This window comes from Pseudoalteromonas sp. 20-92, from assembly GCF_030847595.1.
Classification (GTDB): Bacteria; Pseudomonadota; Gammaproteobacteria; order Enterobacterales; family Alteromonadaceae; genus Pseudoalteromonas; species Pseudoalteromonas fuliginea.
On record NZ_JANJGQ010000001.1, the window covers coordinates 156,332 to 179,818 of the forward strand.

19 protein-coding genes and 1 pseudogene are annotated in these 23,487 nt (G+C 39.9%); 15 read left to right on the forward strand and 5 right to left on the reverse strand.

The genetic code is table 11. The features are described 5' to 3' along the window. The first annotated feature begins 169 nt into the window (after window positions 1-169). The 5 genes and pseudogenes from metA to NRL14_RS00675 form a co-directional block, all read left to right on the forward strand. Window positions 170-1,117, forward strand: coding sequence for a homoserine O-succinyltransferase (gene metA, locus NRL14_RS00655; RefSeq protein ID WP_024608777.1), 948 nt, complete (start codon window positions 170-172; stop codon window positions 1,115-1,117). Next, on the forward strand, window positions 1,107-2,180 hold the full coding sequence (locus NRL14_RS00660; protein ID WP_306723742.1) for a homocysteine S-methyltransferase family protein: 1,074 nt from the start codon (window positions 1,107-1,109) through the stop codon (window positions 2,178-2,180). Before metA ends, NRL14_RS00660 begins: the two co-directional genes overlap by 11 nt. 9 nt (window positions 2,181-2,189) lie before the next feature. Continuing rightward, window positions 2,190-4,820, forward strand: coding sequence for a methionine synthase (gene metH, locus NRL14_RS00665; RefSeq protein ID WP_149606608.1), 2,631 nt, complete (start codon window positions 2,190-2,192; stop codon window positions 4,818-4,820). Window positions 4,821-5,134: 314 nt separating this feature from the next. Further along, window positions 5,135-5,923: a DUF3800 domain-containing protein gene (locus NRL14_RS00670; protein ID WP_007581211.1), complete on the forward strand. Its 789-nt coding sequence runs from the start codon at window positions 5,135-5,137 to the stop codon at window positions 5,921-5,923. 109 nt (window positions 5,924-6,032) lie between these two features. Further along, window positions 6,033-6,395: pseudogene (locus NRL14_RS00675) on the forward strand (hypothetical protein); the annotation flags it as partial. A gap of 157 nt (window positions 6,396-6,552) precedes the next feature. On the opposite strand, the gene NRL14_RS00680 reads toward NRL14_RS00675, so the two are convergent. Then, window positions 6,553-7,185: an RpiB/LacA/LacB family sugar-phosphate isomerase gene (locus tag NRL14_RS00680; protein WP_007376162.1), complete on the reverse strand. Its 633-nt coding sequence runs from the start codon at window positions 7,183-7,185 to the stop codon at window positions 6,553-6,555. A gap of 414 nt (window positions 7,186-7,599) precedes the next feature. On the opposite strand from NRL14_RS00680, the gene NRL14_RS00685 reads away from it, so the two are divergent. Continuing rightward, a complete protein-coding gene (locus NRL14_RS00685; protein ID WP_007376163.1) occupies window positions 7,600-8,097 on the forward strand; it encodes a (2Fe-2S)-binding protein in 498 nt (165 codons plus the stop codon). Beyond that, a complete protein-coding gene (locus NRL14_RS00690; protein WP_306723743.1) occupies window positions 8,094-10,355 on the forward strand; it encodes a xanthine dehydrogenase family protein molybdopterin-binding subunit in 2,262 nt (753 codons plus the stop codon). Before NRL14_RS00685 ends, NRL14_RS00690 begins: the two co-directional genes overlap by 4 nt. A 62-nt stretch (window positions 10,356-10,417) precedes the next feature. Here the strand turns inward: NRL14_RS00690 and NRL14_RS00695 are convergent, their stop codons facing one another. After that, window positions 10,418-10,615 (reverse strand): CsbD family protein, encoded by a 198-nt coding sequence (locus NRL14_RS00695; RefSeq protein WP_008132353.1) that lies wholly within the window; start codon window positions 10,613-10,615, stop codon window positions 10,418-10,420. Window positions 10,616-10,899: 284 nt separating this feature from the next. On the opposite strand from NRL14_RS00695, the gene hrpB reads away from it, so the two are divergent. Next, entirely contained in the window at window positions 10,900-13,326 is a 2,427-nt protein-coding gene (gene hrpB, locus NRL14_RS00700) for an ATP-dependent helicase HrpB (RefSeq protein WP_306723744.1), read from the forward strand. A gap of 98 nt (window positions 13,327-13,424) precedes the next feature. Continuing rightward, window positions 13,425-13,889, forward strand: coding sequence for a nuclear transport factor 2 family protein (locus NRL14_RS00705; RefSeq protein WP_306723855.1), 465 nt, complete (start codon window positions 13,425-13,427; stop codon window positions 13,887-13,889). A gap of 155 nt (window positions 13,890-14,044) precedes the next feature. On the opposite strand, the gene NRL14_RS00710 is transcribed toward NRL14_RS00705, so the two are convergent. Next, window positions 14,045-14,365, reverse strand: a complete 321-nt coding sequence (locus NRL14_RS00710) for an alpha/beta hydrolase-fold protein (protein ID WP_149615300.1) — start codon at window positions 14,363-14,365, stop codon at window positions 14,045-14,047. A 184-nt stretch (window positions 14,366-14,549) separates the two neighbouring features. Here NRL14_RS00710 and NRL14_RS00715 point away from each other — a divergent pair, with 184 nt between their 5' ends. From NRL14_RS00715 to NRL14_RS00725, 3 genes are read left to right on the forward strand one after another with little or no spacing between them, the layout of a single operon-like run. Next, a complete protein-coding gene (locus NRL14_RS00715) occupies window positions 14,550-15,665 on the forward strand; it encodes an HDOD domain-containing protein (RefSeq protein ID WP_149606614.1) in 1,116 nt (371 codons plus the stop codon). Window positions 15,666-15,680: 15 nt separating this feature from the next. Then, window positions 15,681-16,232, forward strand: a complete 552-nt coding sequence (locus tag NRL14_RS00720; RefSeq protein WP_033030793.1) for a heme NO-binding domain-containing protein — start codon at window positions 15,681-15,683, stop codon at window positions 16,230-16,232. Continuing rightward, window positions 16,225-17,199 (forward strand): sensor histidine kinase, encoded by a 975-nt coding sequence (locus tag NRL14_RS00725; protein WP_306723745.1) that lies wholly within the window; start codon window positions 16,225-16,227, stop codon window positions 17,197-17,199. The genes NRL14_RS00720 and NRL14_RS00725 overlap by 8 nt, the downstream gene beginning before the upstream one ends. A gap of 55 nt (window positions 17,200-17,254) precedes the next feature. Here the strand turns inward: NRL14_RS00725 and NRL14_RS00730 are convergent, their stop codons facing one another. Beyond that, window positions 17,255-17,470, reverse strand: coding sequence for a hypothetical protein (locus NRL14_RS00730; RefSeq protein ID WP_007376172.1), 216 nt, complete (start codon window positions 17,468-17,470; stop codon window positions 17,255-17,257). Between the two features lie 171 nt (window positions 17,471-17,641). On the opposite strand from NRL14_RS00730, the gene NRL14_RS00735 reads away from it, so the two are divergent. From NRL14_RS00735 to NRL14_RS00745, 3 genes are all read left to right on the forward strand, one after another. Continuing rightward, on the forward strand, window positions 17,642-19,549 hold the full coding sequence (locus tag NRL14_RS00735) for a DUF1800 family protein (RefSeq protein ID WP_306723746.1): 1,908 nt from the start codon (window positions 17,642-17,644) through the stop codon (window positions 19,547-19,549). Between the two features lie 10 nt (window positions 19,550-19,559). Further along, window positions 19,560-20,900 (forward strand): DUF1501 domain-containing protein, encoded by a 1,341-nt coding sequence (locus tag NRL14_RS00740; RefSeq protein WP_306723747.1) that lies wholly within the window; start codon window positions 19,560-19,562, stop codon window positions 20,898-20,900. Between the two features lie 107 nt (window positions 20,901-21,007). Next, window positions 21,008-21,721, forward strand: a complete 714-nt coding sequence (locus NRL14_RS00745; RefSeq protein ID WP_306723748.1) for a DUF1499 domain-containing protein — start codon at window positions 21,008-21,010, stop codon at window positions 21,719-21,721. A 146-nt stretch (window positions 21,722-21,867) separates the two neighbouring features. Here NRL14_RS00745 and NRL14_RS00750 read toward each other — a convergent pair whose 3' ends face one another. Continuing rightward, complete coding sequence (locus tag NRL14_RS00750) at window positions 21,868-23,124, reverse strand: MFS transporter (protein ID WP_306723856.1); 1,257 nt, start codon at window positions 23,122-23,124, stop codon at window positions 21,868-21,870. Between the last annotated feature and the right edge of the window lie 363 nt (window positions 23,125-23,487).

Consider the following 23,487-nt stretch of genomic DNA (forward strand, 5'->3'; position numbering starts at 1 on the left):
GACAGGTGAAACAGTCAACGAATGGCGGGTTTTAAAGCACTAAAGCATGCTTGTAAGTAAAGTATAAAATCATGAATAAATTTCATTTAGACATCTATACATCTAGAGGTTGATATTTTTTACTTTCAGTTCATAATTAAGCTTCGGTTTTTATGAGCGGGAGTAAGGTATGCCAATTACAGTAAAAGACGAGTTGCCGGCAATTGCACGTTTACGTCAAGAAAACGTATTTGTAATGCCAAAAAGTCGTGCAAAAACGCAAGAAATACGCCCAATGCGTTTGGCTATTTTAAACTTAATGCCTAATAAAGTAGAAACCGAAGTTCAGTTTATTCGTTTGCTTGCCAACTCGCCTTTACAAGTAAATGTAGAACTACTGCGCCTCGACACTCACCGCAGTAGCAGTAATTCAGAAGAGCACCTTGATACTTTTTACCGTTATTTTTCTGAGGTTAAAGACAACAATTACGATGCATTAATAGTAACCGGTGCGCCACTTGCGCATTTAGAATACGACGATGTAGCGTATTGGGATGAACTAAAAGTCATTATTGATTGGGCTGAGCAACACGTTACCTCTACGTTGTTTTCGTGTTGGGCAGCGCATGCAGCGTTATATCACCGTTACAATTTAAAGCGCGATTTAAAAGACGATAAACTGTGTGGCGTATTTACTCACCAGTGTTATTTTGATCACGGTGCACTGACTCGCGGATTCGACGATACCTTTTTGGTACCGCACTCACGCTACGGCCATATTGATATAAATAAAATAAACGCCTGCGACGAGCTAGTTGTACTGGCAGGTTCTGAGCGAGTAGGGGCTTACTTACTTAAAAATAAATCGGGTAGCCAAGTGTTTATAACCGGCCACCCAGAGTACGACGCCGACTCGCTAAAAGCAGAATACGAGCGCGATTGTAAAAAAAGCCCTAATGCACCAAAACCCGAAAATTACTTTCCGGATGACGATGCAACCAAACAACCTTCAAAAACGTGGCAAAGCCATGCTTTTTTACTTTTTTCGAACTGGTTAAATTACTACGTGTACCAAACCACACCGTATGATATTAATTTAGTTAGCCAAGACGTGAGGACTAACAACTATGCCGAATAACGCGCCTACAAATAATAAACAAGCCGAAATAAGTGCCGCATTAAAAGAACGCATTTTAATTTTAGATGGCGCTATGGGCACCATGATCCAAGATCATAAGCTAGAAGAAGAAGACTATCGCGCAGAGCGTTTTAAAGACTGGCATGTATTAATTAAAGGCAATAACGATTTATTAAGCCTAACTAAGCCCGACTTAATCACTGATATTCATCGTGGTTTTTTATCAGCGGGCGCCGATATTATTGAAACCAACACGTTTAACTCGACCACTATTTCGATGGAAGATTATGACATGGCAAGCCTAAGCCGTGAAATAAACCTAGAGTCGGCTAAATTAGCACGCGCAATTTGCGATGAATTTACGGCTAAAACGCCAGAAAAACCACGCTATGTAGCGGGTGTTTTAGGGCCGACATCTAAAACGTGTTCAATTTCGCCAGACGTAAACGATCCGGGTTACCGAAATGTCACCTTTGATAAGCTAGTTACTGCGTATGTAGAGTCTACCCTTGCATTAATGGAAGGCGGCGCCGATTTAATACTTATTGAAACCATATTCGACACCCTCAATGCAAAAGCTGCCTCGTTTGGCGTTGAAGAAGCCTTTGAGCAAGCAGGGCGTAAATTACCAGTTATGATCTCGGGCACTATTACCGATGCGTCAGGCCGTACGCTTTCGGGGCAAACAACCGAGGCGTTTTATAACTCTATTCGCCATATCAAACCTATTTCAATTGGCCTTAACTGCGCCCTTGGCCCTGATTTACTGCGCCAATACGTAGAAGAGTTGTCGCGCGTGTGCGAAACCTTTACGTCGGTACACCCTAATGCGGGCTTGCCTAATGAGTTTGGTGAATACGACTTAGAAGCGCCTGAAATGGCAGCCGAAATTATCGATTGGGGTAAATCGGGCTTTATTAATATAGTAGGTGGATGTTGTGGCACCACGCCTGCGCATATTCGCGCTTTTGCAAAAGGTTTAGCGGGCGTTAAACCACGCCAACTACCAGAGCTTGAAGTACGCATGCGTTTATCAGGCCTTGAAGCCTGTAACTTAAATTAAGGAGCCAGCATGACCCAACAAATAGCAGTATTTACTAATGTCGGCGAACGTACCAATGTAACCGGTTCTGCCATGTTTAAACGTTTAATCATGGAAGAAGACTTTGAAGCCGCGCTAACAGTGGCCCGCGAACAAGTAGAAAATGGCGCACAGGTTATTGATATAAACATGGACGAAGCCATGTTGGACTCAAAAGCCGCTATGGTTAAGTTTTTAAACTTAATAGCCTCAGAGCCTGATATTTCACGCGTACCCATTATGGTCGACTCCTCTAAATGGGAAGTAATAGAAGCAGGCCTAAAGTGTATTCAAGGTAAGGCTATTGTTAATTCTATATCGCTAAAAGAGGGCGAAGAGCCGTTTATTCGCCAAGCTAAAATAATAAAACGTTTTGGTGCAGCTGCCGTTGTAATGGCATTTGATACCGACGGGCAAGCCGACACGGCAGACCGTAAGTTCGCAATATGTGCGCGCAGTTATAAAATATTGGTAGAAGACATTGGCTTTGCGCCAGAAGATATTATATTCGATCCTAATATATTTGCCGTAGCCACCGGTATAGAAGAGCACGACAACTACGCTGTAGAATTTATTGAAGGCACACGCCGCATTAAGCAAAACTTACCGCACTGTAAAGTGTCGGGCGGTGTATCTAATGTATCGTTTTCATTTAGAGGTAATAACCCAGTACGTGAAGCTATTCACTCGGTATTTTTATACCACGCCATAAAAGCGGGTATGGATATGGGGATTGTGAATGCAGGGCAGCTCGCTGTTTACGACGACATACCAGAGGAGCTTCGTAAAGCCGTTGAAGACGTAATACTTAACACAGACCCAGGCGCAGGCGAGCGTTTAGTAGAGCTTGCACCAAAATACTCTGGTATGGCACAAGCCGAGCGAGTAGAAGATTTAGAATGGCGCACATGGCCTGTTGAAAAACGCCTTGAGCACGCGCTTGTAAAAGGCATTACTACCTTTATAGATGAAGATACCGAAGAGTGCCGCGCTGCTGCCGATAAACCTATTCACGTAATTGAAGGGCCGTTAATGGATGGCATGAACGTGGTAGGTGATTTATTTGGCGCAGGTAAAATGTTTTTACCACAAGTGGTTAAATCGGCGCGCGTAATGAAACGAGCCGTAGCCTACCTAGACCCATTTATTGAAGCCGAAAAAGAAGAAGGTTCAACCAATGGTAAAATAGTGATGGCGACCGTAAAAGGCGACGTACACGACATAGGTAAAAATATTGTAGGCGTTGTACTGCAATGTAATAACTATGAAGTAATCGACTTAGGTGTAATGGTACCTGCCGATAAAATACTGCAAACCGCAATCGACGAAAAAGCCGATATTATTGGTTTATCGGGCTTAATTACCCCATCGCTTGACGAAATGGTACACGTAGCAAAAGAAATGAAACGCCGTGGTTTTGAACTGCCGCTACTCATTGGTGGTGCAACTACCTCTAAAGCGCACACCGCAGTAAAAATTGAGCCGCAATATGATAAAGGCGTTGTGTATGTAAATAACGCAAGCCGTGCAGTAGGTGTGGTTTCAAACTTATTATCAAAAGACATTAAACCTGACTTTTTAGCTAAAACTAAAGCTGAATATGTAAAAGTACGCGAGCAACAAGCACGTAAAAAACCACGCTCTAAGCCTGTTACAATCCAGCGCGCACGCGATAACGCAGCACAACTCGATTGGGATAACTACACGCCTCCAGTGCCTAAAAAGCTGGGCGTGACTGAGTTTAAAAATGTATCAATCGCGACTTTACGTAAATATATAGACTGGACGCCATACTTTATGACGTGGTCAATTGCCGGTAAATACCCGCGCATAATGGACGATGAAGTAGTAGGCGAGCAAGCACAAAGCTTATTTAAAGACGCTAACGATATGTTAGACGACCTTGAAAAAGCAGGCAGTTTACAACCACTTGGTGTAATTGGTTTATTCCCGGCTAACCGCGTTGGGGACGACATAGAAATATACACCGACGAAACGCGCAAAACGCTGTTAACTACTTCGTGCCATTTACGTCAGCAAACCGAAAAAACCGACTTTGCTAACTACTGCCTAGCCGACTACATAGCACCAAAAGGCATGCCTGATTACTTTGGCGCGTTTGCAGTAACGGGCGGCCTAGAAGAAGACGATTTAGCAAATGCGTTTGACGCACAGCAAGATGACTACAACAAAATAATGGTTAAAGCCGTTGCCGATAGGCTCGCCGAAGCGTTTGCAGAATACCTGCACGAAAAAGTACGTAAAGAGTATTGGGGTTTTGCACCAGACGAAAACCTAGCAAACGATGAGCTAATACGCGAAAACTACCAAGGTATTCGCCCAGCGCCAGGTTACCCAGCGTGCCCAGAGCACACTGAGAAAAAGAAAATTTGGCAATTATTAGACACCGAAAAACGCATTGGTATGCAGCTAACTAGTTCGTATGCCATGTGGCCAGGTGCTGCTGTTTCAGGTTGGTACTTCTCGCACCCTGAGGCTAAATACTACGCAGTAGCCGCAGTGCAAAAGGATCAGGTAGAAGACTACGCTAAGCGAACTAATATGACGCTCGCAGAAGCTGAACGTTGGCTATCGCCTAACTTGGGGTATGATCCGGAGTAATAGCGAAGCGGTCAGTTTTTAGTTGTGAGCTATCAGTAAACACAAAGAACAAAAACGAGCCTAATTAGGCTCGTTTTTTTGTTTTTAAATTAGTTTAGTTAGATAGAGATGTATTATGGTTTTGTCGCATAGCATTAATAAACGTTTTTTGTGAAAAATAATAAAGTCCTTTTTTTGTCTATATAATCATATGTTTACAAAGAGTTTATTTAGTGAAATTATTAATCAAGCGAATATAAGTAGTTTTGGGATGTTATGACCCCCAAAAATTGAACCCCATAGGCTATTTAATGCTTATGCATAAGGAGAGTGAAGTGAACGATGTAGTATCATTTGCTGATGAAAGTGGAATTTCAAAAGGGTCACCTTGTTATACTATCGGTATTTTAAATGTTCCAAGTGAATATTTAGATGAATTCAATTTTAAAATTGAACAAATTTATAAATCGAGTGGGATTCAAGGTGAAATAAAATGGGAAAAAATAAGAAAAAGCTCAGGACAAATTAATTTATGCTTAAATATCTTAAAGTTTGTACTAAGTAGCCCGTGTACTTTCCATGCTATTGCGGTATCAAAAGCCCCTTATCAAAAATGGCATAGAGATGAAGAAGCGGCTTTTTACACAACGTATAATCAACTTCTAAATCAAAGTAGTAAAGGTTTAAACGCTAACTTTAAAGTATATATAGACCAGAAAAGTACAAAATACCCCAAACAAGATGAAGTAATTCAAATTATTACTAATCATATGCTTGCTAAATTACCAACATCTTCAAAAATTGAGCTTGTATCAATGCAGGACTCTAAGCTTCATTGGGGTTTACAGGCTGTTGATATATTAACTGGGGCAGTTAATACTGGCTATCTTTTATATTTCAACCCCAAATCTGATATGCAAATGGCAAAAAAACTAGCCACTTTTCGAATGGCTTCAATTTTAGGTTGGGATCAATTAGCCTATGATACTAGACCAAATAATATGTTTAACATTTGGCACTTTCCGATAGAAACTAGAGCTATACCAGATACTAGAGATATAGTTCCTAATTTTGCAGTACCAAATGTTAGTAGAGCAGAATATGAAGTTATAACAGGCTCTTAATAAGGTTTTAGGCGGACTTTACTTAGGGAAGGCTTTGAAAGATTTACTCGCTTTTGTTTCATTTCGTATTTAATAACAAAAGGGCTCAAATCTTTATTCCAGACATAGTGGTGGAATTATTGCTGTAAATACACAAAATACTAAAGAGCAGACACTTGCAAAAAGCTTAATTGAACAAGATAAGCAATCCCTGCATTCAAGTGTTAATAACTTTGAAAAACCAGTACTCGATTGGAAAACGGCTAACTACCATATTCGTGTTGATGATTTAGGCGATCATAATTATCGGTATGCAGTGTGGGGTATTAATAAAAAGCTTAGTGATAAGCCCAGCATGGCTTTATTAAATGGTGATATTACGTTTGAGGGTAGCGGTGGGAATTACCATTATACTTTTAAAAATTGTCGCTATAGTTATGTGCTACAAGTAGCCATTATTGGCTGCTATTACATCACTGCCGGTTGGCTTTAGGTCTTAAAGACGTGAGTAGTTGTTATCGCAAGATGATGCAGAAGCTGCTATTAGAGGTATGTAACCTGAACTCTGGATAATAAATCTAAATATCATTATGGTTCAATATATTAGTAAATCTCTTAACCAGAGCTCAGGCTATGTGACAATTTTATTATTAAGCTCTAGCTTTAACAAATGCTGCTATTGCTTCGTCTTTACAATGCTTAAAGAAACAATCTTGAAACCGTGAGCCGCCAATAGCTTGTTTAATAAGGTCGGGGTCTATCGATTCAAGTGCCTTGAGATAATCTTTAGCTATATCTACTTTTAATTGACTTAAAATACCAGCGTTAGTCACTTGAGATTCTTTACGATCAGCTGGATAACCTTGACCTTTTTCACCTGTAAATGCTTTTTCGAAAATGTATTTTATATTTAGCTCAGCACCCCACCCAAAACCTTTTGCATACGGTAAAGCCAGTGCATTACCATTGTTTATTTGTGCAAATAGATATGCATCAGAAGGGTCAATACAATAACCACATGCAACACCCGGAAAAGCATTGCTAGCCATAAGTGCACCTTGGCCTGTGCCACAACCTGTTACAACAAAGTCCACAGCTTTAGAGTTAAGCAATAGGCTGGCGATAATTCCTAGGTGGATGTATGTTAATCTATGGTCGTTGTCACCATCCATGCCAACATTAAATACCTGATGATCTTGGGCTTTGGCCACAGTATTAAGTTGCTCAAGTACAATAGGGTTTTTTGCTGCTTGACTAAATTCATTCATTAATGCGATTTTCATAGATTTTACCAAATTAATTAATATTAAATTTATTCTACATTCAATTGCCACCGGTGGCAATTGTGGGTTGTCAGAACAGTAATTTATCCATTATAAAGTTTTGGATAGCTACAGTGATGCACTACTTTAGTTAAAATGCTTATAAATTAATAACCTTTCTCAACTCATTTACTTTTCTTGGTTTAGCGTATTGTTGCTCAATTTTACCAACAAGCTGTTTACGGCTACCTAAATTTTATCTAAATTGTGGTTAGTTGGTTGTCCTATTTTTACTAACGTTCTAATAATTAGTGTTTTTATAAAACAGATCTAAGTGGTAGGCTAAAAGTAGTAAGTATAAAATAGTAAGTAATTAAAAATAGTTCTCGCGCAACAAGGAACCGTCCTTTAAAGCGCTTTGCCAAGGAGTTTAGTATGATCACGCTTACCATTAATGGTAATAAACATGAGTTTTCTGGCGATCCGTCAACGCCAGTATTATGGTATCTGCGAGACGAGTTGAATTTAACCGGGCCTAAATTTGGCTGTGGTATGGCGCAGTGTGGTGCGTGTACCGTGCATATTGATGGGGTAGCTCAGCGCTCGTGTGTATTACCTGTTGCGGCAGCAGCAGGGCGTTCAATTACGACAATTGAAGGGTTAAGCGAGCAGGGCGACCATCCAGTACAACAAGCATGGGTTGAGCATAAAGTACCGCAGTGTGGTTTTTGCCAGTGCGGCCAAATGATGCAAGCTGCAAGCTTATTAGCAGCAAACCCAACCCCAACCGACGATGAAATAGTAAGTAATATGTCAGGTAATATTTGCCGTTGTGGTACCTACCCACGTATTCATAAAGCAATTAAGTCGGCTGCTAAAACAATGGCGAGTGTTCAGTATTTTGACCCAAATGAACAAGGGGAAGAAGTATGAACCAAGATAACAAATATTTTGATTTAAACCGCCGCAAGTTTTTAAAAACCAGTGCAATAGGTGCGTTAGTACTCGGTACTTATTTTGTAGGCAGTGCGCCAAGAGCGATTGCGGGTGTGTTAGAGCAGCCATCTGAGCTGGCAAAACGCGCAAACTTATTTATTGCACTGCGCCCAGACGGCATGGTTGAAATAACGTGCCATCGCTCTGAAATGGGTCAGCAAATTCGCACCGCGATTGCACAAATTGTTGCCGATGAAATGGAAGCCGCGTGGGATAAGGTTATTGTTATTCAGGGTAAGGGCGACCCTAAATACGGCGATCAAAATACCGATGGCTCGCGTAGTATTCGCTACAACATGCAGCGCCTGCGTGAAATGGGCGCAAGTGTACGTTACATGATGCAGCATGCTGCCGCTAAGTATTGGAAAGTTGACCCGCAAACTTGTACTGCTAATCAACACGTTGTTACACACAGCTCAGGTAAATCGCTTATTTATAAAGATTTAATCGACTTAGCGCTTACAATAACGCCACCAGAAGCTGACAAACTAACACTTAAAACACGCAAAGAATGGCGCTACATTAATACTGGCATGGCGCACATAGATTTAGCCGATTTAGTAACAGGTAAAGCAATATTTGCAGCCGATGTACGCGAACCACAAGCGCTGGTGGCTATAATTGAACGCCCGCCGGTAGTAGGCGGTGTTGTTAAGTCATTTGATGCCAGTGCTACAAAAGCGGTGAACGGCGTTGTAGATGTTATTGAAATGCCTGCACCAAAAGGCGCGCCGCAGTTTCAGCCAAAAGGCGGTATTGCGATTATAGCTAAAAATACATGGGCTGCGTGGCAAGGGCGTAAAGCATTAAAAGTAGTATGGGATGATGGTAAAAATGGCGATTACAATTCAGAAGAATTTAAAAAGTCATTATTACAAACAGTACAAACTCCTCAGGCAAACATACGTGATAAAGGTGATGCCATGGGCGTGTTGGCTAAATCGAGCAATAAACTCGTAGCTGATTATTACGCGCCGCATCTTGCTCAAGCACCAATGGAGCCGCCTTGTGCAACAGCTATGTACAACAAAGACAGTGTTGATATATGGGCTGCTACGCAAAATCCACAAGCCGATATGAAAACAGTGGCTGCAATGCTTGGCATGGATGAGAGCAAAATTAATGTTCACGTTACCATGTTAGGAGGCGGTTTTGGTCGTAAGTCTAAACCTGACTTTTCAGCAGAAGCAGCTTACCTTTCAATGAAAGTAGGCAAGCCTATTCGTGTTCAATGGACGCGTGAAGACGACATACAACATGGTTTTTACCATGCGGTTTCGGCTCAACACATTGAAGCGTCGCTAGATAAAAATGGCGCAATAGAATCTTATTTACACCGCACCGCGTTTACACCCATAGCATCTACTTTTAAAGATGGTGCAGCCACTCCTATGAGCGGTGAATTACGCTTAGGGTTTACCGATAACCCAATTAACACACCTAACATGAAGTTAGAAAACGGTGATGCGCTTGCTAAAGCACGAATTGGTTGGATGCGTTCTGTATCAAATATTTTTCATGCCTTTGCTATTCAGTCATTTATTGGCGAAGCGGCGCACAAAGCTGGCCGTGACCAAAAAGACTATTTACTAGATACAATAGGTCCAAGCCGTATTGTTGATGTAACAGAGCAAAATGCCACATACGATAATTACGGTGGTGATAAAGCGGTTTATCCTTTAGATATTGGCAGACTGCGCCATGTTATTGAAAAAGTAGCTGACATGAGTAAATGGGGGCGAGAGCTTCCTAAAGGTCGAGGTTTAGGAATAGCAGCACACAGAAGCTTTTTAACTTACGTAGCTACGGTAGTTGAAGTAGAAGTGTCGGATGCTGGCGATTTAAAAGTAATTAAGTCGTGGGTTGCCATTGATGCGGGTACGGTTGTAAACACTGACACCGTTAAAAACCAAACTCAAGGTGGTTCTATTTACGGGATTACAACTGCAATCAGCGATGGTATTACCTTTGATAAAGGCCGCGTGCAGCAAAGTAACTTTCATGATTATCGCGTACCGCGTATGAGTGACTCACCTCTTGAGATTGACGTTGAAATAGTACAAAGCGATGCACCACCAGCAGGGGTAGGCGAGCCGTCTACACCAGTTTATGCGCCAGCATTATGTAATGCTATTTTTGCAGCGTGCGGAAAGCGTATTAGGCAGTTACCAATAGGTGACCAGCTAAAAGCGTAACTAAATAACCTACAGCTTAAACAAAAAAACCGCCAAATGGCGGTTTTTTTAGAAGTTAGCGATTAGTGAGTTTTTTCAAACTCATCAACTTCACGCTCTGCTTCTTCTTTAGATTTACCGTATTGCTGTTGAATTTTACCCACTAGCTCTGTACGGCTACCTTCAATTTTGTCTAAATCGTCGTTGGTAAGATCGCCCCATTTTTGTTGAGCCTTACCTTTAAGTTCGTTCCAATTACCTTTCATACGATCGCTGTTCATAAGTTTCTCCTTACTTAGATTTAATTAACGTTCAGTATAAAAGGAGCAAGGCGTGTACCAATAAGTTAAATCTTTATTTTACATTATAATCATGGTGTTATGTTTTTATTGAGGCAGTAATGATTAATGTTGTGAACACATCCTTAAAAAATGTACAGAGCGGTCTGTAATTATTTCTGATTATGTAACCCTTTATTAAATCCCTTATAACCACATAGCTTTAGCGGCGCGTTTATTTTTGGTTTTTGTTACAATGCACGCAAAGCAATTTTGGGTAAATAGCAGTGCTGCCGGTTCAAGACATATATCAACAACTCGTTACTACATTACAAAGTAATCCTATTACGTTATTACAAGCGCCGCCTGGTGCGGGTAAATCTACGTGGTTGCCGCTGCAGCTTATGCGCGATGGGCATTTTAAACGTATTGTAATGCTAGAGCCTCGCCGAATAGCTGCACGTAATATTGCCAGTTATTTAGCAAAGTGCCAAAACGAGAGTGTTGGGCAAAGTGTGGGCCTGCGGATTAGGGGCGAGAGTAAAGTAAGCGCTAATACGCGCCTCGAAATAGTCACCGAAGGCATGCTAACGCGCATGCTACAAAACGATCCCGAATTAAGCGATATAGATTTACTTATATTTGATGAATTTCATGAACGTTCAATTGCAGCTGATACCTCACTTGCCTTTGCGCTCGAGACCCAAAGTGCGCTGCGCGACGATTTAACCATTATGCTTATGTCGGCAACGCTTGATACTGAGCGTTATACAGCGTTTTTTGATTGCCCTGTAATTCAATCGAGCGGTCGCAGCTACCCAATAGACGAAATATACATACCCATAAAAGATGAAAGCCGTTGGCTTGATGCAATTCCTACCATAATAAAACAAGCTCTTAATGAGCAAACAGGTAGCGCGTTGGTGTTTTTACCTGGGCAGTTTGAGATACTACGCGTGCAACAAGCACTGAGCGATTTACCAAGTAACTGCCAAGTTACAACGCTATTTGGCGAGCAAGATAAGGCCAATCAGCAAGCTGCTATTGCTCCTGCACCAAACGGCATGCGCAAAGTAGTGCTTACCACTAATGTAGCCGAAACCAGTTTAACTATTGAAGGCATACGCATTGTAATTGACAGCGGCAAGCGCCGTGCAGCCTCTTTTAATTTAAAAACAGGGGTTACAGAGCTCACAACACAAAGTATATCACGCTCCTCTGCTGTGCAGCGTGCAGGACGTGCAGGGCGAATAGAGCCGGGTATTGTTTATCGAATTGGCTCAAAGCAAACCTTTGAGCGACGTAATAGCCACGACAATCCCGAAATACTCACATCAGACATAAGCCAACTTATGCTTGAGGCAAAGCAATGGGGAGCCAATATTGATGAGCTAACCTTGCTCGATAAGCCCACTGAGCAACAATGCGAGCAAGCAAGTAACCTGCTTAACATGCTAGAAGCTATTGATAGCAAGGGTAAGCTCACACCACTTGGCAGTAAAATGTTAGGTTTTGGTGCTGATATTCGTTTGGCGCATATGCTATTAAAAGCACAAATACTTGATGACCAACTCTCTGGTATTTTTAGGCTCGCTATTTATTTAGTGGCATTACTTGAGAGCCGAGTAAATAGTGCAAACGAGTTGAGTTTAGCGCTACATAGCCAACAGCAACGTCCGCATCCGGTATTTAAACAACAGTTAAAGTATTGGCAAAGCCGCTTAAAAGTAAAAGACGAAAACAGCGAATTAAATACGCATTATATAAGTTTACTGGTGGCATTGGCATACCCCGATCGTATTGCTAAAAAACGTGGTAATGGTTATTTACTTGCCAATGGTGCTGGTGCTGAGTTAAATGCCGATTACTGGCACAACGACGATTACTTAGCCATAGCAACCATGGGCGGGCACAAAGGCGGGCGTATATTTGCAGCCACCGCGCTTAACCCATTTGAGTTACAAGAATTTTTACCGCATTTATTTAGTGAACTTACTCGTTGTGAGTTTGATGAAAAATCAGCGCGCTTTATTCACCAAGATGAAGTAAAGCTCGGGGCTATAACGCTCAGCAGCCAGCCTAGTAAACAAAAACTAGATAAGAGCGAGCGTGCTAAAGCGTGGCTTAGCTTATTTGCTAAACACGGTTTTGCTTTATTTAACGAGCAACCTGATGCGCAACAATTGCTGATACGTATGAGCCTAGCAAGTAATTTAATGCCCGATAAATTCCCGCAAATAAACGAGCAACAACTTATTCAAAATGCAGCGCAGTGGCTAGGCGTGTTTTTAGAAGATATTAAAACGCTCACGCAGCTTAAAAAGTTTAACTACTTTGAAGCATTACAAAACTGTTTTGATTGGCAACAACAAACCGCGTTAAAAGCATTGTTACCACTGCGCTTAACGGTACCAAGTGGCTCAAATATAAAAATAGAATACCAGCTTGATGGCCCCGCAAAGCTAAGCGTGCGTATGCAAGAGGTTTACGGCTTGACCAGTACGCCTATGCTTGCCAACGGTAAGCTGTCACTGCTTATGGAGTTGCTATCGCCAGGTAAACGCTCATTGCAACTTACTCAAGATTTAGCCCACTTTTGGGCTAGCAGTTACCGCGATGTGCAAAAGGAAATGAAAGGCCGCTACCCTAAGCACTTTTGGCCAGACGACCCTGCCAACAGCGTTGCAACCAACAGAGTGAAAAGCAAAATGTAGGTGTTAGTTACTTAAAGTTATTTGTTTTATTATTGAACATATTAATATAGTGTTCCTATAAATGAATCAATATTATTAACTACAGGAAGTGATAAGTGATGAAGCTACTTTTAACGTTAGGCTTGGCCTTAGTAACTGCTTTTTCGGCTTATGCTGAAAAGCCACTCGACTTAAATGCATTTGCGCAGCAATATTATAAAACAATGTCCGCCACACAAGCACCCAACGCAGGTACTAAAGAGCTTGAGGCTTACCTTGCATTGTTAACCGATGATATTGGCAATCAGCACATTCCGTATCAACCGGATGACTCACGTACTCCTGATGGTAAAAAGCAGATGCGCAAAGGTATGAGTTTTTACTTAGGTGCACACACGTTGTTTGAAAGCACACTGCTTAATACATTTGTGTTTAACGATACAGGCTTTGCTATTCGTTATAAGAATTTTGCAAAAGGTATTCACCCACAAAGTAAGCAGCCAATAGAATACACCTCCACAATGATGGAAGTAATCGAAATTGAAAACGGCAAAGTGGCGATGATCCGCAAATACCATGAATAATACTTAAAGTCTTATAAGCATTTTTATTAATTACTTTTTTGGATGGTAGTTAATTTATGTAAAAGCGTCGTATACAGCTAAATGCAGAGTATCGGCGTGATCTAGGTTTTTAAAATAGCCTAATTTCACTTGGCTTTTATTACCAAAAATAGGCGCTATTTTCTTATGCAATCGCCTTCCATTAATTCACCTTCTTTACCAACGTCAATATAAACCGATTGAGGAAACGATTGTGGCTCAAAAGGGCTATTTAGTAATTCATTATTGGCCCACCATAAGCTTGAGCTAATTATTACGTAATAATTAAAAGTTGCAGAGTGATTAAATAAAATATCGCTTGAAAGCAGACCAGCTAATGATTGACCAATTAAAGTATTTGTTGAGTTGGAACGGTATGTTTTATTAATCAGTGGACGAAGCTTGTCGTTTATAAAACTAATAAAAAAGGTGCTATTAAAAATATCTTTTTCATTCAATCTATTTAACCTGCTGGTTTAACATTAATTGTGCAGTAATTAAGTATATCCTATCAGAGCTCAATGGCTTTATCTTAATCCTATGAATCTCTAATACGATTAGGCCCTTTTCGTTTTATGTCTATTTATGAATTTATACTACGCTTTGATTAGAAATTAATACGTTATAGCGAAGGTATAGTGAATGCATGAGCAAAAAATAAATATACTTTTAATTGATGATGACGAATTACTATTACGTGCACTAGCAAAAACGTTGAGCCGCTTATGTGCAAATGTAACTGTAGCCTGCTTACAGTTACCTAATGAATTTGAACGCTACATAGGAAGTAATAAAACACCCGACATTATTTTTTGTGATTCTATGATGCCACTTTCTTCAGGGCTTAAAGTACTAGAGCACGCTAAAGCGATCTGTCCTACAGCCTTAAGGTGTTTATTTACCAGTGATTTAAGTAGTAACTATCAACTACAAGTTAACAACACAATCCACTTTCATCTTGTAAAACCTTTTACACAGAAACATTTAGTCGCGGTGCTAGACAGCGCTAAGTTATTAAAATTACTTCCTATTCATGCTCCTCATCGCGTTATTTTAGGGCAGCTTTCAGACTTGCCATTTTTAGGTATTGTGACTCAAAACTTATTAAGTGAGTTAAATAAAAATGAGCCAAACATTTCTATTTTAGAAAATAATATTAGCCACGACCCTGTATTAACGGGAAAAGTTTTGCAGGTAGCCAACTCCGCATTTATGGGGTTTGATAGTCAAACTACAAACTTAAAAGAGGCGATTATAAGAATTGGTTTAGTTAGTTTAAAGGCGATTGTGGTTTTTTCTGAATTGTCTCAACAATTACTTAATAAGGCTAAGCAAGAGACGCTTAATGAGTTAATTAATAAAGGATATAAAAAAGCAAGTATGGCGCAATCGCTCGCTAAGTATTTAAAGCAAGATAGGCAAACACAGTTGTTTGCATTTGCAGTTGGTTTGCTTAGTGTTATTGGTGAATTAGCTGCTATGTGTATTGTGCAAGATAACGAAGATGAAAACGTGCCTAAGTACGCTCTTAGTGCCTACTTATTAGCGCTTTGGGGGTTTGAAAAGTCAATTGTTAGGGCGCAGTTACTGGATGATTTACCTGTGGATGAGGGGATATCATTAACTGTTATTCATATGATTGTTGAGCATGCTTATTGCCAGCAAGTAATTGAGTTTAATCAAACTGAATATGACTTTATTGATGATTTGAAAATACTAGAAGATGTACAACAATGGTTTTTAAGTTTTAAAAAGTGATACACGAGGGGATGTATGAAAGGTGTTATTTTTAGAGGACTTGAAGCCCTCGTTATTGAAAAGTGCGGCATGGCTGCGTGGGATGATTTACTTGAAAAAAATGCACCTAGTGATCGTATTTATATTTCAGCAGAAAGCTATCCAGATGAAGAAATAGTGGGTTTGGCGCAAGATGTAGCTGATGCTTTATCTATGTCTATGCCTGATGTGTTAAAGGCATTTGGTGAGTATTTATTTGGCCACTTAAGGGGCCGGCACCCTACAATAGTTGAAAACTTTAATGGGTTTGCGGACTTAATTATGGGTATCGATAAGGTGATTCATGTTGAAGTTGCAAAACTATATCAAGAGCCAAATTTACCAGAAATTAAAGCAGAGCTTATTGAAGATGGATTTATTTTGATGCATTACTATTCCAAAAGGCAGCTGTGCATGTGCGCTGAAGGGCTTATTTTTGGTGCAGCCTCTCATTACGGTATTGAGGTGGCGCTAAATCATGTTGAATGTATGCATAATGGTTTTGATAAATGTGTAATTGAAGTTAAATATGAGATTGGCAATGAGTGAAGATACCCACAACTACAAAAAAGCATACCTTCGTGAAAAAGCAGCAAGAGATGAACTAGAGATGCTACTTGAGGATAAAACACGCGCATTATTTTGTGCAAACCAAGATCTTGAAGAAAAGCTTAACATGTTAAAAAATCAGCAGGTTACTCTTATGCAAAGTGAAAAAATGGCTACTTTAGGGACGCTATCGGCAGGTGTTGCCCATGAAATAAATAATCCACTGGCATATGTAACTAGTAACCTTGAAAGTATTAAATTTTTTAAACCTACGCTGATAGCATTAATGACTGTTGCAAAACAATATATTAATAAATCAATATCTGCTGCAGAGATGGAAACATTACTAATAAAACTTGATGAAGAAAGTGATATTGATTTTATTTTAGATGATCTAGATGAACTATTAAATGATACGCATGAGGGATTACAGCGAATTGCGGCAATTGTTAATAACTTACTTAATTTTGCTAGACCTAAAAATAATTCCATGGCTATGGCTAATATTAGAGAGTCGCTAGAGGGGGCTATTAAGTTACTCGCTAATCAGTTAAAAACATGCAACATAACGTGTTCGGATGATGAATTACCATTAAGTTATTGTAATTTGTCGGCAATTAATCAAATCTTCGTAAACCTTTTACTAAACGCTAAATATGCCTGTGATTTAGTACAAGACCAGCAAGGAGAAATTCTTGTTAATTTATTCTCAGACGAGAAAAATATCTACATTGAAGTGTCCGATAATGGCTGCGGAATGGATGAAAAAACAGTCAATCATATTTTTGAACCATTTTACACTACAAAGCCTGTAGGTGAGGGAACTGGAATGGGAATGGCTATTGTATATAACGTATTAAAGGAACATAAGGGATCTATAGAAATTGAGAGTGAGCTTAATAAGGGCACTCTAATGCGTTGTATATTACCCATAATAACACTGCCAGACTCATCTCTAGCGTGTTAAAAGTAATTAACGTATTTATATTTAATAAATTACGTATGAGAGGGGTTTTGTTTACTTATATTTCTTTACCTGCGTGTCGCTCAGCTAGGTCATCAAGTTCTGCAATAGTGTAATCAAACCCATTTTCGTCATACTCATAGCTTACTTTTACACTGTCGCCACCATTAAAAAGACGAGTTTTTACATCGTTAACAGACCAATTTTTTAGTTCATGTGAAAATCGGTTGGCAACTTGTGAAGATTCAAAACGATAGCTAATTTCTGTTTTCATAAATAATAAAGCCCAGGCTAATTTAAACCACCGTATTTTTTGTGTTTTTGAGGGTTAGTCAAGTTTCGGTTACAAAAAATAAAGGGTTAAATTGTAAATTTTGTGTTTCAATAAATGCATCAAACTCGGTACATGGTAATGTACCTTTATTAAAAGACGATGACGACTTTCATGCATTATAAATATTTTTTGATGGCAAGCTCAGTTTTGCTACTAAGTGCTTGCGGTGGTTCAGGCTCAGATGATACGCCAACTATTAACGGAAATGAAATTCCTATTTTATCTGTGGCTAATATTCCAAGCGATATAACCAAAAGCCAAACTATTGAATTAACTGCAACAGCGAGCGATAACGACGGCACAATAACAAGTGTGATCTGGGAGCAAACTGCTGGTCTTAAGGTACTTGATGAGCCAATAGCTGCTAACTCTGTGATAATAAATATTCCTTCAGCATTGAGTTATTCACCAAAAGAGTATGCCTTTAATGTAACTGCAACGGACAACGAAGGTGCTATTGCAGTTAAAACGGTAAGTTTTATTGCCAGAAACGCGATGGATGAATTTGCTGCTGCACGTTTGCTACACCAAGGTAGTATGGGGCCAACACTTAATGAAATACGCAAAGCCCAAGGGTTAAGTGAGCAGCAATGGCTTGAAAGCCAAATAGCATTGCCAATTGAATACCACCGAAGTTATTTAGTCAAAAGTCCGGATCAAGATGACTTTAGATATATCAACCGTATTGATGGTTGGTGGAAGGCTACCTTGCGCAGTGACGATCAGCTTCGCCAGCGCGTTGCATTTGCATTGAGCGAGATATTAGTGGTGTCGGATGCCAATAGCAGCTTAAGCTCTCAACCAGAAGGAATGGTTACCTACTACGATTTACTGCTTAAAAATGCATTTGGTAATTACCGGGAGTTACTAGAGGATGTCACGCTTTCGCCAATTATGGGGACTTATTTAAGCCATTTAGGTAACGAAAAAGCAGATGATGCACTTAACATTCGCCCAGACGAAAATTACGCACGTGAAGTAATGCAGTTATTTACCATTGGGCTTGAAGAGCTAAACCTAGATGGCAGCGCAAAGCTTGATGCCCAAGGGAATACCATTGCCACTTACGGGCAGTCTCAAATTGAAGGCTTTGCACGGGTATTTACTGGTTGGACGTTTGCCGATAGTGAAACGTTTAAACGCAAAAGCCGTGATTATATTAAACCAATGCAAGCATTTAGCGAATACCATTCAAGTAAACAAAAAGTACTTTTAAATAATGAAGTAATCCCTGAGGGCTATGGGCCAGAGGAATCACTGCAAATAGCACTCGATAATTTATTTAATCACGCCAATGTAGCACCATTTATTACTAAGCAACTAATTCAACGATTAATTACATCAAATCCAACCCCTCAATATATTGAGCGAGTGGCTAATGTGTTTAACGATAATGGCGATGGTGTGCGTGGGGATTTAGCGGCTGTCATTAAAGCTATTTACTTAGATGACGAGGCTCGTCATTTTGGCAGTGTTTTAAGCTATCAAGGAAAAGTTAAGGAGCCTTTACTAAAAACAGTACAATTTTGGCGAAACCTTGATGCAAGGTCTTTAGAAGGGGAGTATAGAACATGGAATTTAATAAATAATTATGGGCAGGGGCCAATGCGTTCGCCATCTGTATTTAACTTTTTTAGACCCGATTATCAGCCAGCTCAATTACGCAGTGATGAGTTAGTCGCACCGGAATTACAAATAGCGGGTGATACTACATTAATTGGCACTATGAACGAGCATTTCTCAGGTTTAGTTTGGGGAACTGCAGAAGCTCGTGATGATTTAAATCCCAAAGAGTTATATGTTTATATCAAGAGCGATATGAGCTTTTTAAAAAGTAACGGGGTAGGTGCCTTACTTGAACAGTATAATGTTTTATATTTTGCAGGTTCAATGAGTGCTGATACGCGCCAAGCATTGCTTGATTTAGATGCATACTTTAATGATGCCGAATATCGAGAACGGGTATCGTATTTACTTTACATAATTGCTATTTCACCTGAATTTAATTTGCAGTATTAGGAGAGACATAATGAGCATAAATAGAAGACAGTTTTTGTCGTTATGTTTAAAAGGCGGTGTGTCGGCGGCCGCGCTAACAAGTTTACAACTGCAAGCATTAACGGGGTCAGTAAATGCGATTGAGTTGGGGGATTACAAAGCGTTGGTGTGTGTGTTTTTATATGGCGGTAATGATTCACTTAATATGCTAGTACCATTAGAAGGTGAGCAACGTAGCTTGTATGAACAAAGTCGTCAAAACCTTGCTGTTTCGGCGCCTATAGCACTTAATAGTGCAACTAATTTTGCTGGTGGAGTTGGGCTGCATCCTTCGCTTGCGCCTATTAAAAGTGTGTTTGATTCGTCTAATCTAGCGTTTGTTGGCGGCCTTGGAACTTTACTCGCACCTACTACTCTCGATGATTATAAAAATAAAACCGTGACGATCCCCAAACATTTGTTCTCGCATAATGATCAGCAGGCATCATGGATGTATGGGCGTGAAAAACAGTCGTTAAATAGTGGGTGGGGCGCACGTTTACTTGAGCGCTTAGAGCAGCAAGATCAGTTTGCCGCTAATATATCGCTTGATGGTACAAACCTTTGGCAAACGGGTAATCAAACAAAAGCATTTGCACTTAATAAAAGCGGTATAAGTAAAATTAATGCATTTAGTGATTATAAGCCGCGCATGGAACATGTAACTACTATAATGAACCGGATTATGAGTAATACAGTTCATCCCCTCAGTAGTGCTTACGCTGATAGCTTCAAGTCGGCGATTAATAACACCCAAGCGATGAATAATGCGCTAGAAACAGCGCCAGCGTTAATTACTTCATTTAGTGATACAAGTTTATCGGAGCAGTTAGCAGCAGTTGCTAAAACAATTAGCGTGCAGTCAAAATTAAGTACTCAGCGCCAAGTGTTTTTTGTGTCTATGGGCGGGTTTGATACCCATGATAATCAGCTAGATACTCACCCTGCATTGCTAAGCACATTAGCCCAAGGGCTTAGTGAGTTTGATAGTGCGATGAAAGAGCTTGATATGGCAGATAAAGTGACTGCGTTTACTATGTCTGATTTTGGTCGCACGTTGACCTCAAATGGCGATGGTACTGATCATGGTTGGGCAGGGAACCAAATAGTAATGGGCGGCGCAGTAAAAGGCGGTAATATATATGGTGAGCTTTTAACTCAGCATTTAGATGGTCCTAAAGATACCAGTGGCGGGCGTTTAATTCCAAGCGTTGCAAATGAGCAGTACTTTGCCACATTGGCTCAGTGGTTTGGTGTGCCGAGCTCTGAGCTTGTTGATATTTTTCCTAATTTAAGTAACTTTGATCACACAACATTGGACTTTTTTGTGTAATTAGTCGCTAATAGTAATCTAAAAGCACTTATAGGCAGTATAAGCTACTCGTTAATAGCGTTTATCTGTTTAATAATAAAAATCACACATAATAAAGGAATCATAAAATGAAAATTTTAGTGAGCTTAGTTAGTTTAATTGCCTTTTTGCTGGTCGTTCTGCCTGGGCCTTTGTACAAATTTGGTATTGTAGAACTAGGAACTGCATTTACAGGCTTTCGATTTGGCGTTTATGCAGGTGGCGCTGCACTTGTGCTACTTTTAATACAGATAATCTTTATGCGCAAAACCGTGACATTTGGTAGTGCAGCTATTGCGGTTGTATTTTCAGCAGTGGCTATAGCAATGCCTTTAAATATGATGAACACAGCTAAAAGTGTGCCGCCAATACATGATATTTCTACCGACTTAGTTAACCCCCCTCAGTTTGTAGCTATTGCACCACTTCGTGTTGATGCGCCAAACCCAGTTGCCTATGCAGGCGAAGAAACCGCAATTGAACAACGCAAAGCTTACCCAGAACTTGCAACGCTTAGTTTTGCTCAATCTAAAACTGATTTGCTTGAAGCTACAGAGCAAGCAGTGAAAAACTTGGGTTGGGAACTTGTTAACACAGATACAAGTTTAGGTCTTGTAGAAGCGACTGATACAACAACATGGTTTGGTTTTAAAGATGATGTCGTTGTCCGCATTAACGATGAAGGCAGCGAACGTTTTGTCGATATTCGTAGTAAGTCGCGAGTAGGACGTAGTGATTTAGGCAAAAATGCACAGCGCATTCATACATTAATTAATGAGATAAATATTGAGCTAACAAAATAACGCAGTTTAGTTAAAATATAAAAATTAAGCCCAAACGTTGTTTGGGCTTTTTTGTGTTTATTATTTAAAACTCAGCTTAATATCAATTCGCCTAATTAATCCCTCAAATTGATTAAGTATCATTGTGGATTGCTATAACTGGCGGCTTACGCTGTTGGTTGCTGTTTATTTAGTTGTAAGTAACTTAGTAGCCACATCCCCAAACCACCTAAAAATAATGCAGCTGCTACGTAACCTGTTTGATTAGGTGCAGCACCCTGTGCTATTGCAATTCCACCGACCCAAGGGCCTATAGCATTGGCAGTATTAAATGCGCACTGTACTAAGGCACCAATCATAGCGTGGCCTTCGGGGGCGACGTCCATTAAAAGCGTTTGAATCAGCGTAGCCAAGCCCACACTGCAACCAATAAAGAAGGTCACAGCATAAAGAGCCCAAATATTATGGCTTGCCGTTACATAAGCAAAGGCAAATACAATGGTACATACAAGTGCAAGACCAGTGGTTTTAATTGCAGATTTATCGGCTGCTTTACCCAGTACATAGTTACCGAGCGTACAACCGATACCAAACATTACCATTGCGATAGAAATAGTATACGGGGCTGTTTTTGTTACCACTAATATGGTGTCGGCAATGTAAGTATAAATACAAAACACCCCACCAAAGCCAATAATTACAATACCTAAAATAGACCAAACCAGTTTATTTTTAAGTACGCCAAACTCGTTTAGTAAGTTAGAGGGTTTAGCGTTATCGATATTTGGCACTACTTTATAAACAAAAATAAAAGCAATAAATGCAAGCACTGCAGCGCCGGCTAAACAATACCGCCAACTTAAATTTTGACCTATAAGTGTAACTACGGGCACACCAACAATAGTAGCCACAGTTAAACCCATAAACACCTTAGACATAAAGCTAGCACGCTTACCTTTTGGGGCAATATCCGATGCTAATAAAATAGCTGCGCCAAAATATGCACCATGAGGTAAACCACTTAAAAATCTGAATATTACAAGTTGCTCAAGCGACGTTGCCATCGCGCTTAATCCGTTTGAGACAAACATTAAGCTTATAAAAATGAGCAATGCTTTGCGCTTTCTCATATTAGCAGTTGTTAGCATTAAAATAGGCGCGCCCACTACAACACCAATGGCGTAAGCACTAATTGCATAACCACTTTGTGACGGCGTTGAACCAAATGTTTCGCTAATCAGTGGCAGCATAGGCATCATCGAAAATTCAGATAATCCTAAAATAAATGTACCGAGCGCTAATACAAGTAAAATAGCGGTTCTGTTAAGTTGACTAGATGCCGACGTTACATCTGATGTCATAAAAAATCCTTTGAAATTGATGTGAAATACATAGATAAAAGCAACAGTAAAATATGTAAAAATATTATATAGGCTAGATTCTGTTTATCTTTCGAGATTGAATTTAACTGCAGTATATTTTTTAGGCAAGACAGAGCTTTTTAGTGTGATTATTCCCTCATGGATGTAGGTAAAAGGTGTGAGCAGAACGCTGAAGCTTTGCTCTGTTTTTACTTAGCCCACTAGGTTACACAACTCGCGCCGCGATTAAATCGAACCTAGATAGAACGAATTTTAATCTATAAACAGACCCTAGAAAAAATGACGTGATTTAGAGATAAACAGGTGGTTATATTAAGTTAAAAAGTGCGCGGCGTCATGTGCCAAACTGAAATTAAATAAGATATATACGATTTATGTATTTAATAGTGATATTTTTATACATAT

Coding starts and splice junctions, on each gene's coding strand:
- NRL14_RS00715 (WP_149606614.1), top strand. CDS start 14,550: ATGCATGAGCAAAAAATAAATATACTTTTAATTGATGATGACGAATTA.
- NRL14_RS00680 (WP_007376162.1), bottom strand. CDS start 7,185: ATGAAAATCGCATTAATGAATGAATTTAGTCAAGCAGCAAAAAACCCT.
- NRL14_RS00690 (WP_306723743.1), top strand. CDS start 8,094: ATGAACCAAGATAACAAATATTTTGATTTAAACCGCCGCAAGTTTTTA.
- NRL14_RS00745 (WP_306723748.1), top strand. CDS start 21,008: ATGAAAATTTTAGTGAGCTTAGTTAGTTTAATTGCCTTTTTGCTGGTC.
- NRL14_RS00705 (WP_306723855.1), top strand. CDS start 13,425: ATGAAGCTACTTTTAACGTTAGGCTTGGCCTTAGTAACTGCTTTTTCG.
- NRL14_RS00685 (WP_007376163.1), top strand. CDS start 7,600: ATGATCACGCTTACCATTAATGGTAATAAACATGAGTTTTCTGGCGAT.
- NRL14_RS00695 (WP_008132353.1), bottom strand. CDS start 10,615: ATGAACAGCGATCGTATGAAAGGTAATTGGAACGAACTTAAAGGTAAG.
- NRL14_RS00740 (WP_306723747.1), top strand. CDS start 19,560: ATGAGCATAAATAGAAGACAGTTTTTGTCGTTATGTTTAAAAGGCGGT.
- NRL14_RS00660 (WP_306723742.1), top strand. CDS start 1,107: ATGCCGAATAACGCGCCTACAAATAATAAACAAGCCGAAATAAGTGCC.
- NRL14_RS00735 (WP_306723746.1), top strand. CDS start 17,642: ATGCATTATAAATATTTTTTGATGGCAAGCTCAGTTTTGCTACTAAGT.
- NRL14_RS00720 (WP_033030793.1), top strand. CDS start 15,681: ATGAAAGGTGTTATTTTTAGAGGACTTGAAGCCCTCGTTATTGAAAAG.
- NRL14_RS00725 (WP_306723745.1), top strand. CDS start 16,225: ATGAGTGAAGATACCCACAACTACAAAAAAGCATACCTTCGTGAAAAA.
- metA (WP_024608777.1), top strand. CDS start 170: ATGCCAATTACAGTAAAAGACGAGTTGCCGGCAATTGCACGTTTACGT.
- NRL14_RS00730 (WP_007376172.1), bottom strand. CDS start 17,470: ATGAAAACAGAAATTAGCTATCGTTTTGAATCTTCACAAGTTGCCAAC.
- metH (WP_149606608.1), top strand. CDS start 2,190: ATGACCCAACAAATAGCAGTATTTACTAATGTCGGCGAACGTACCAAT.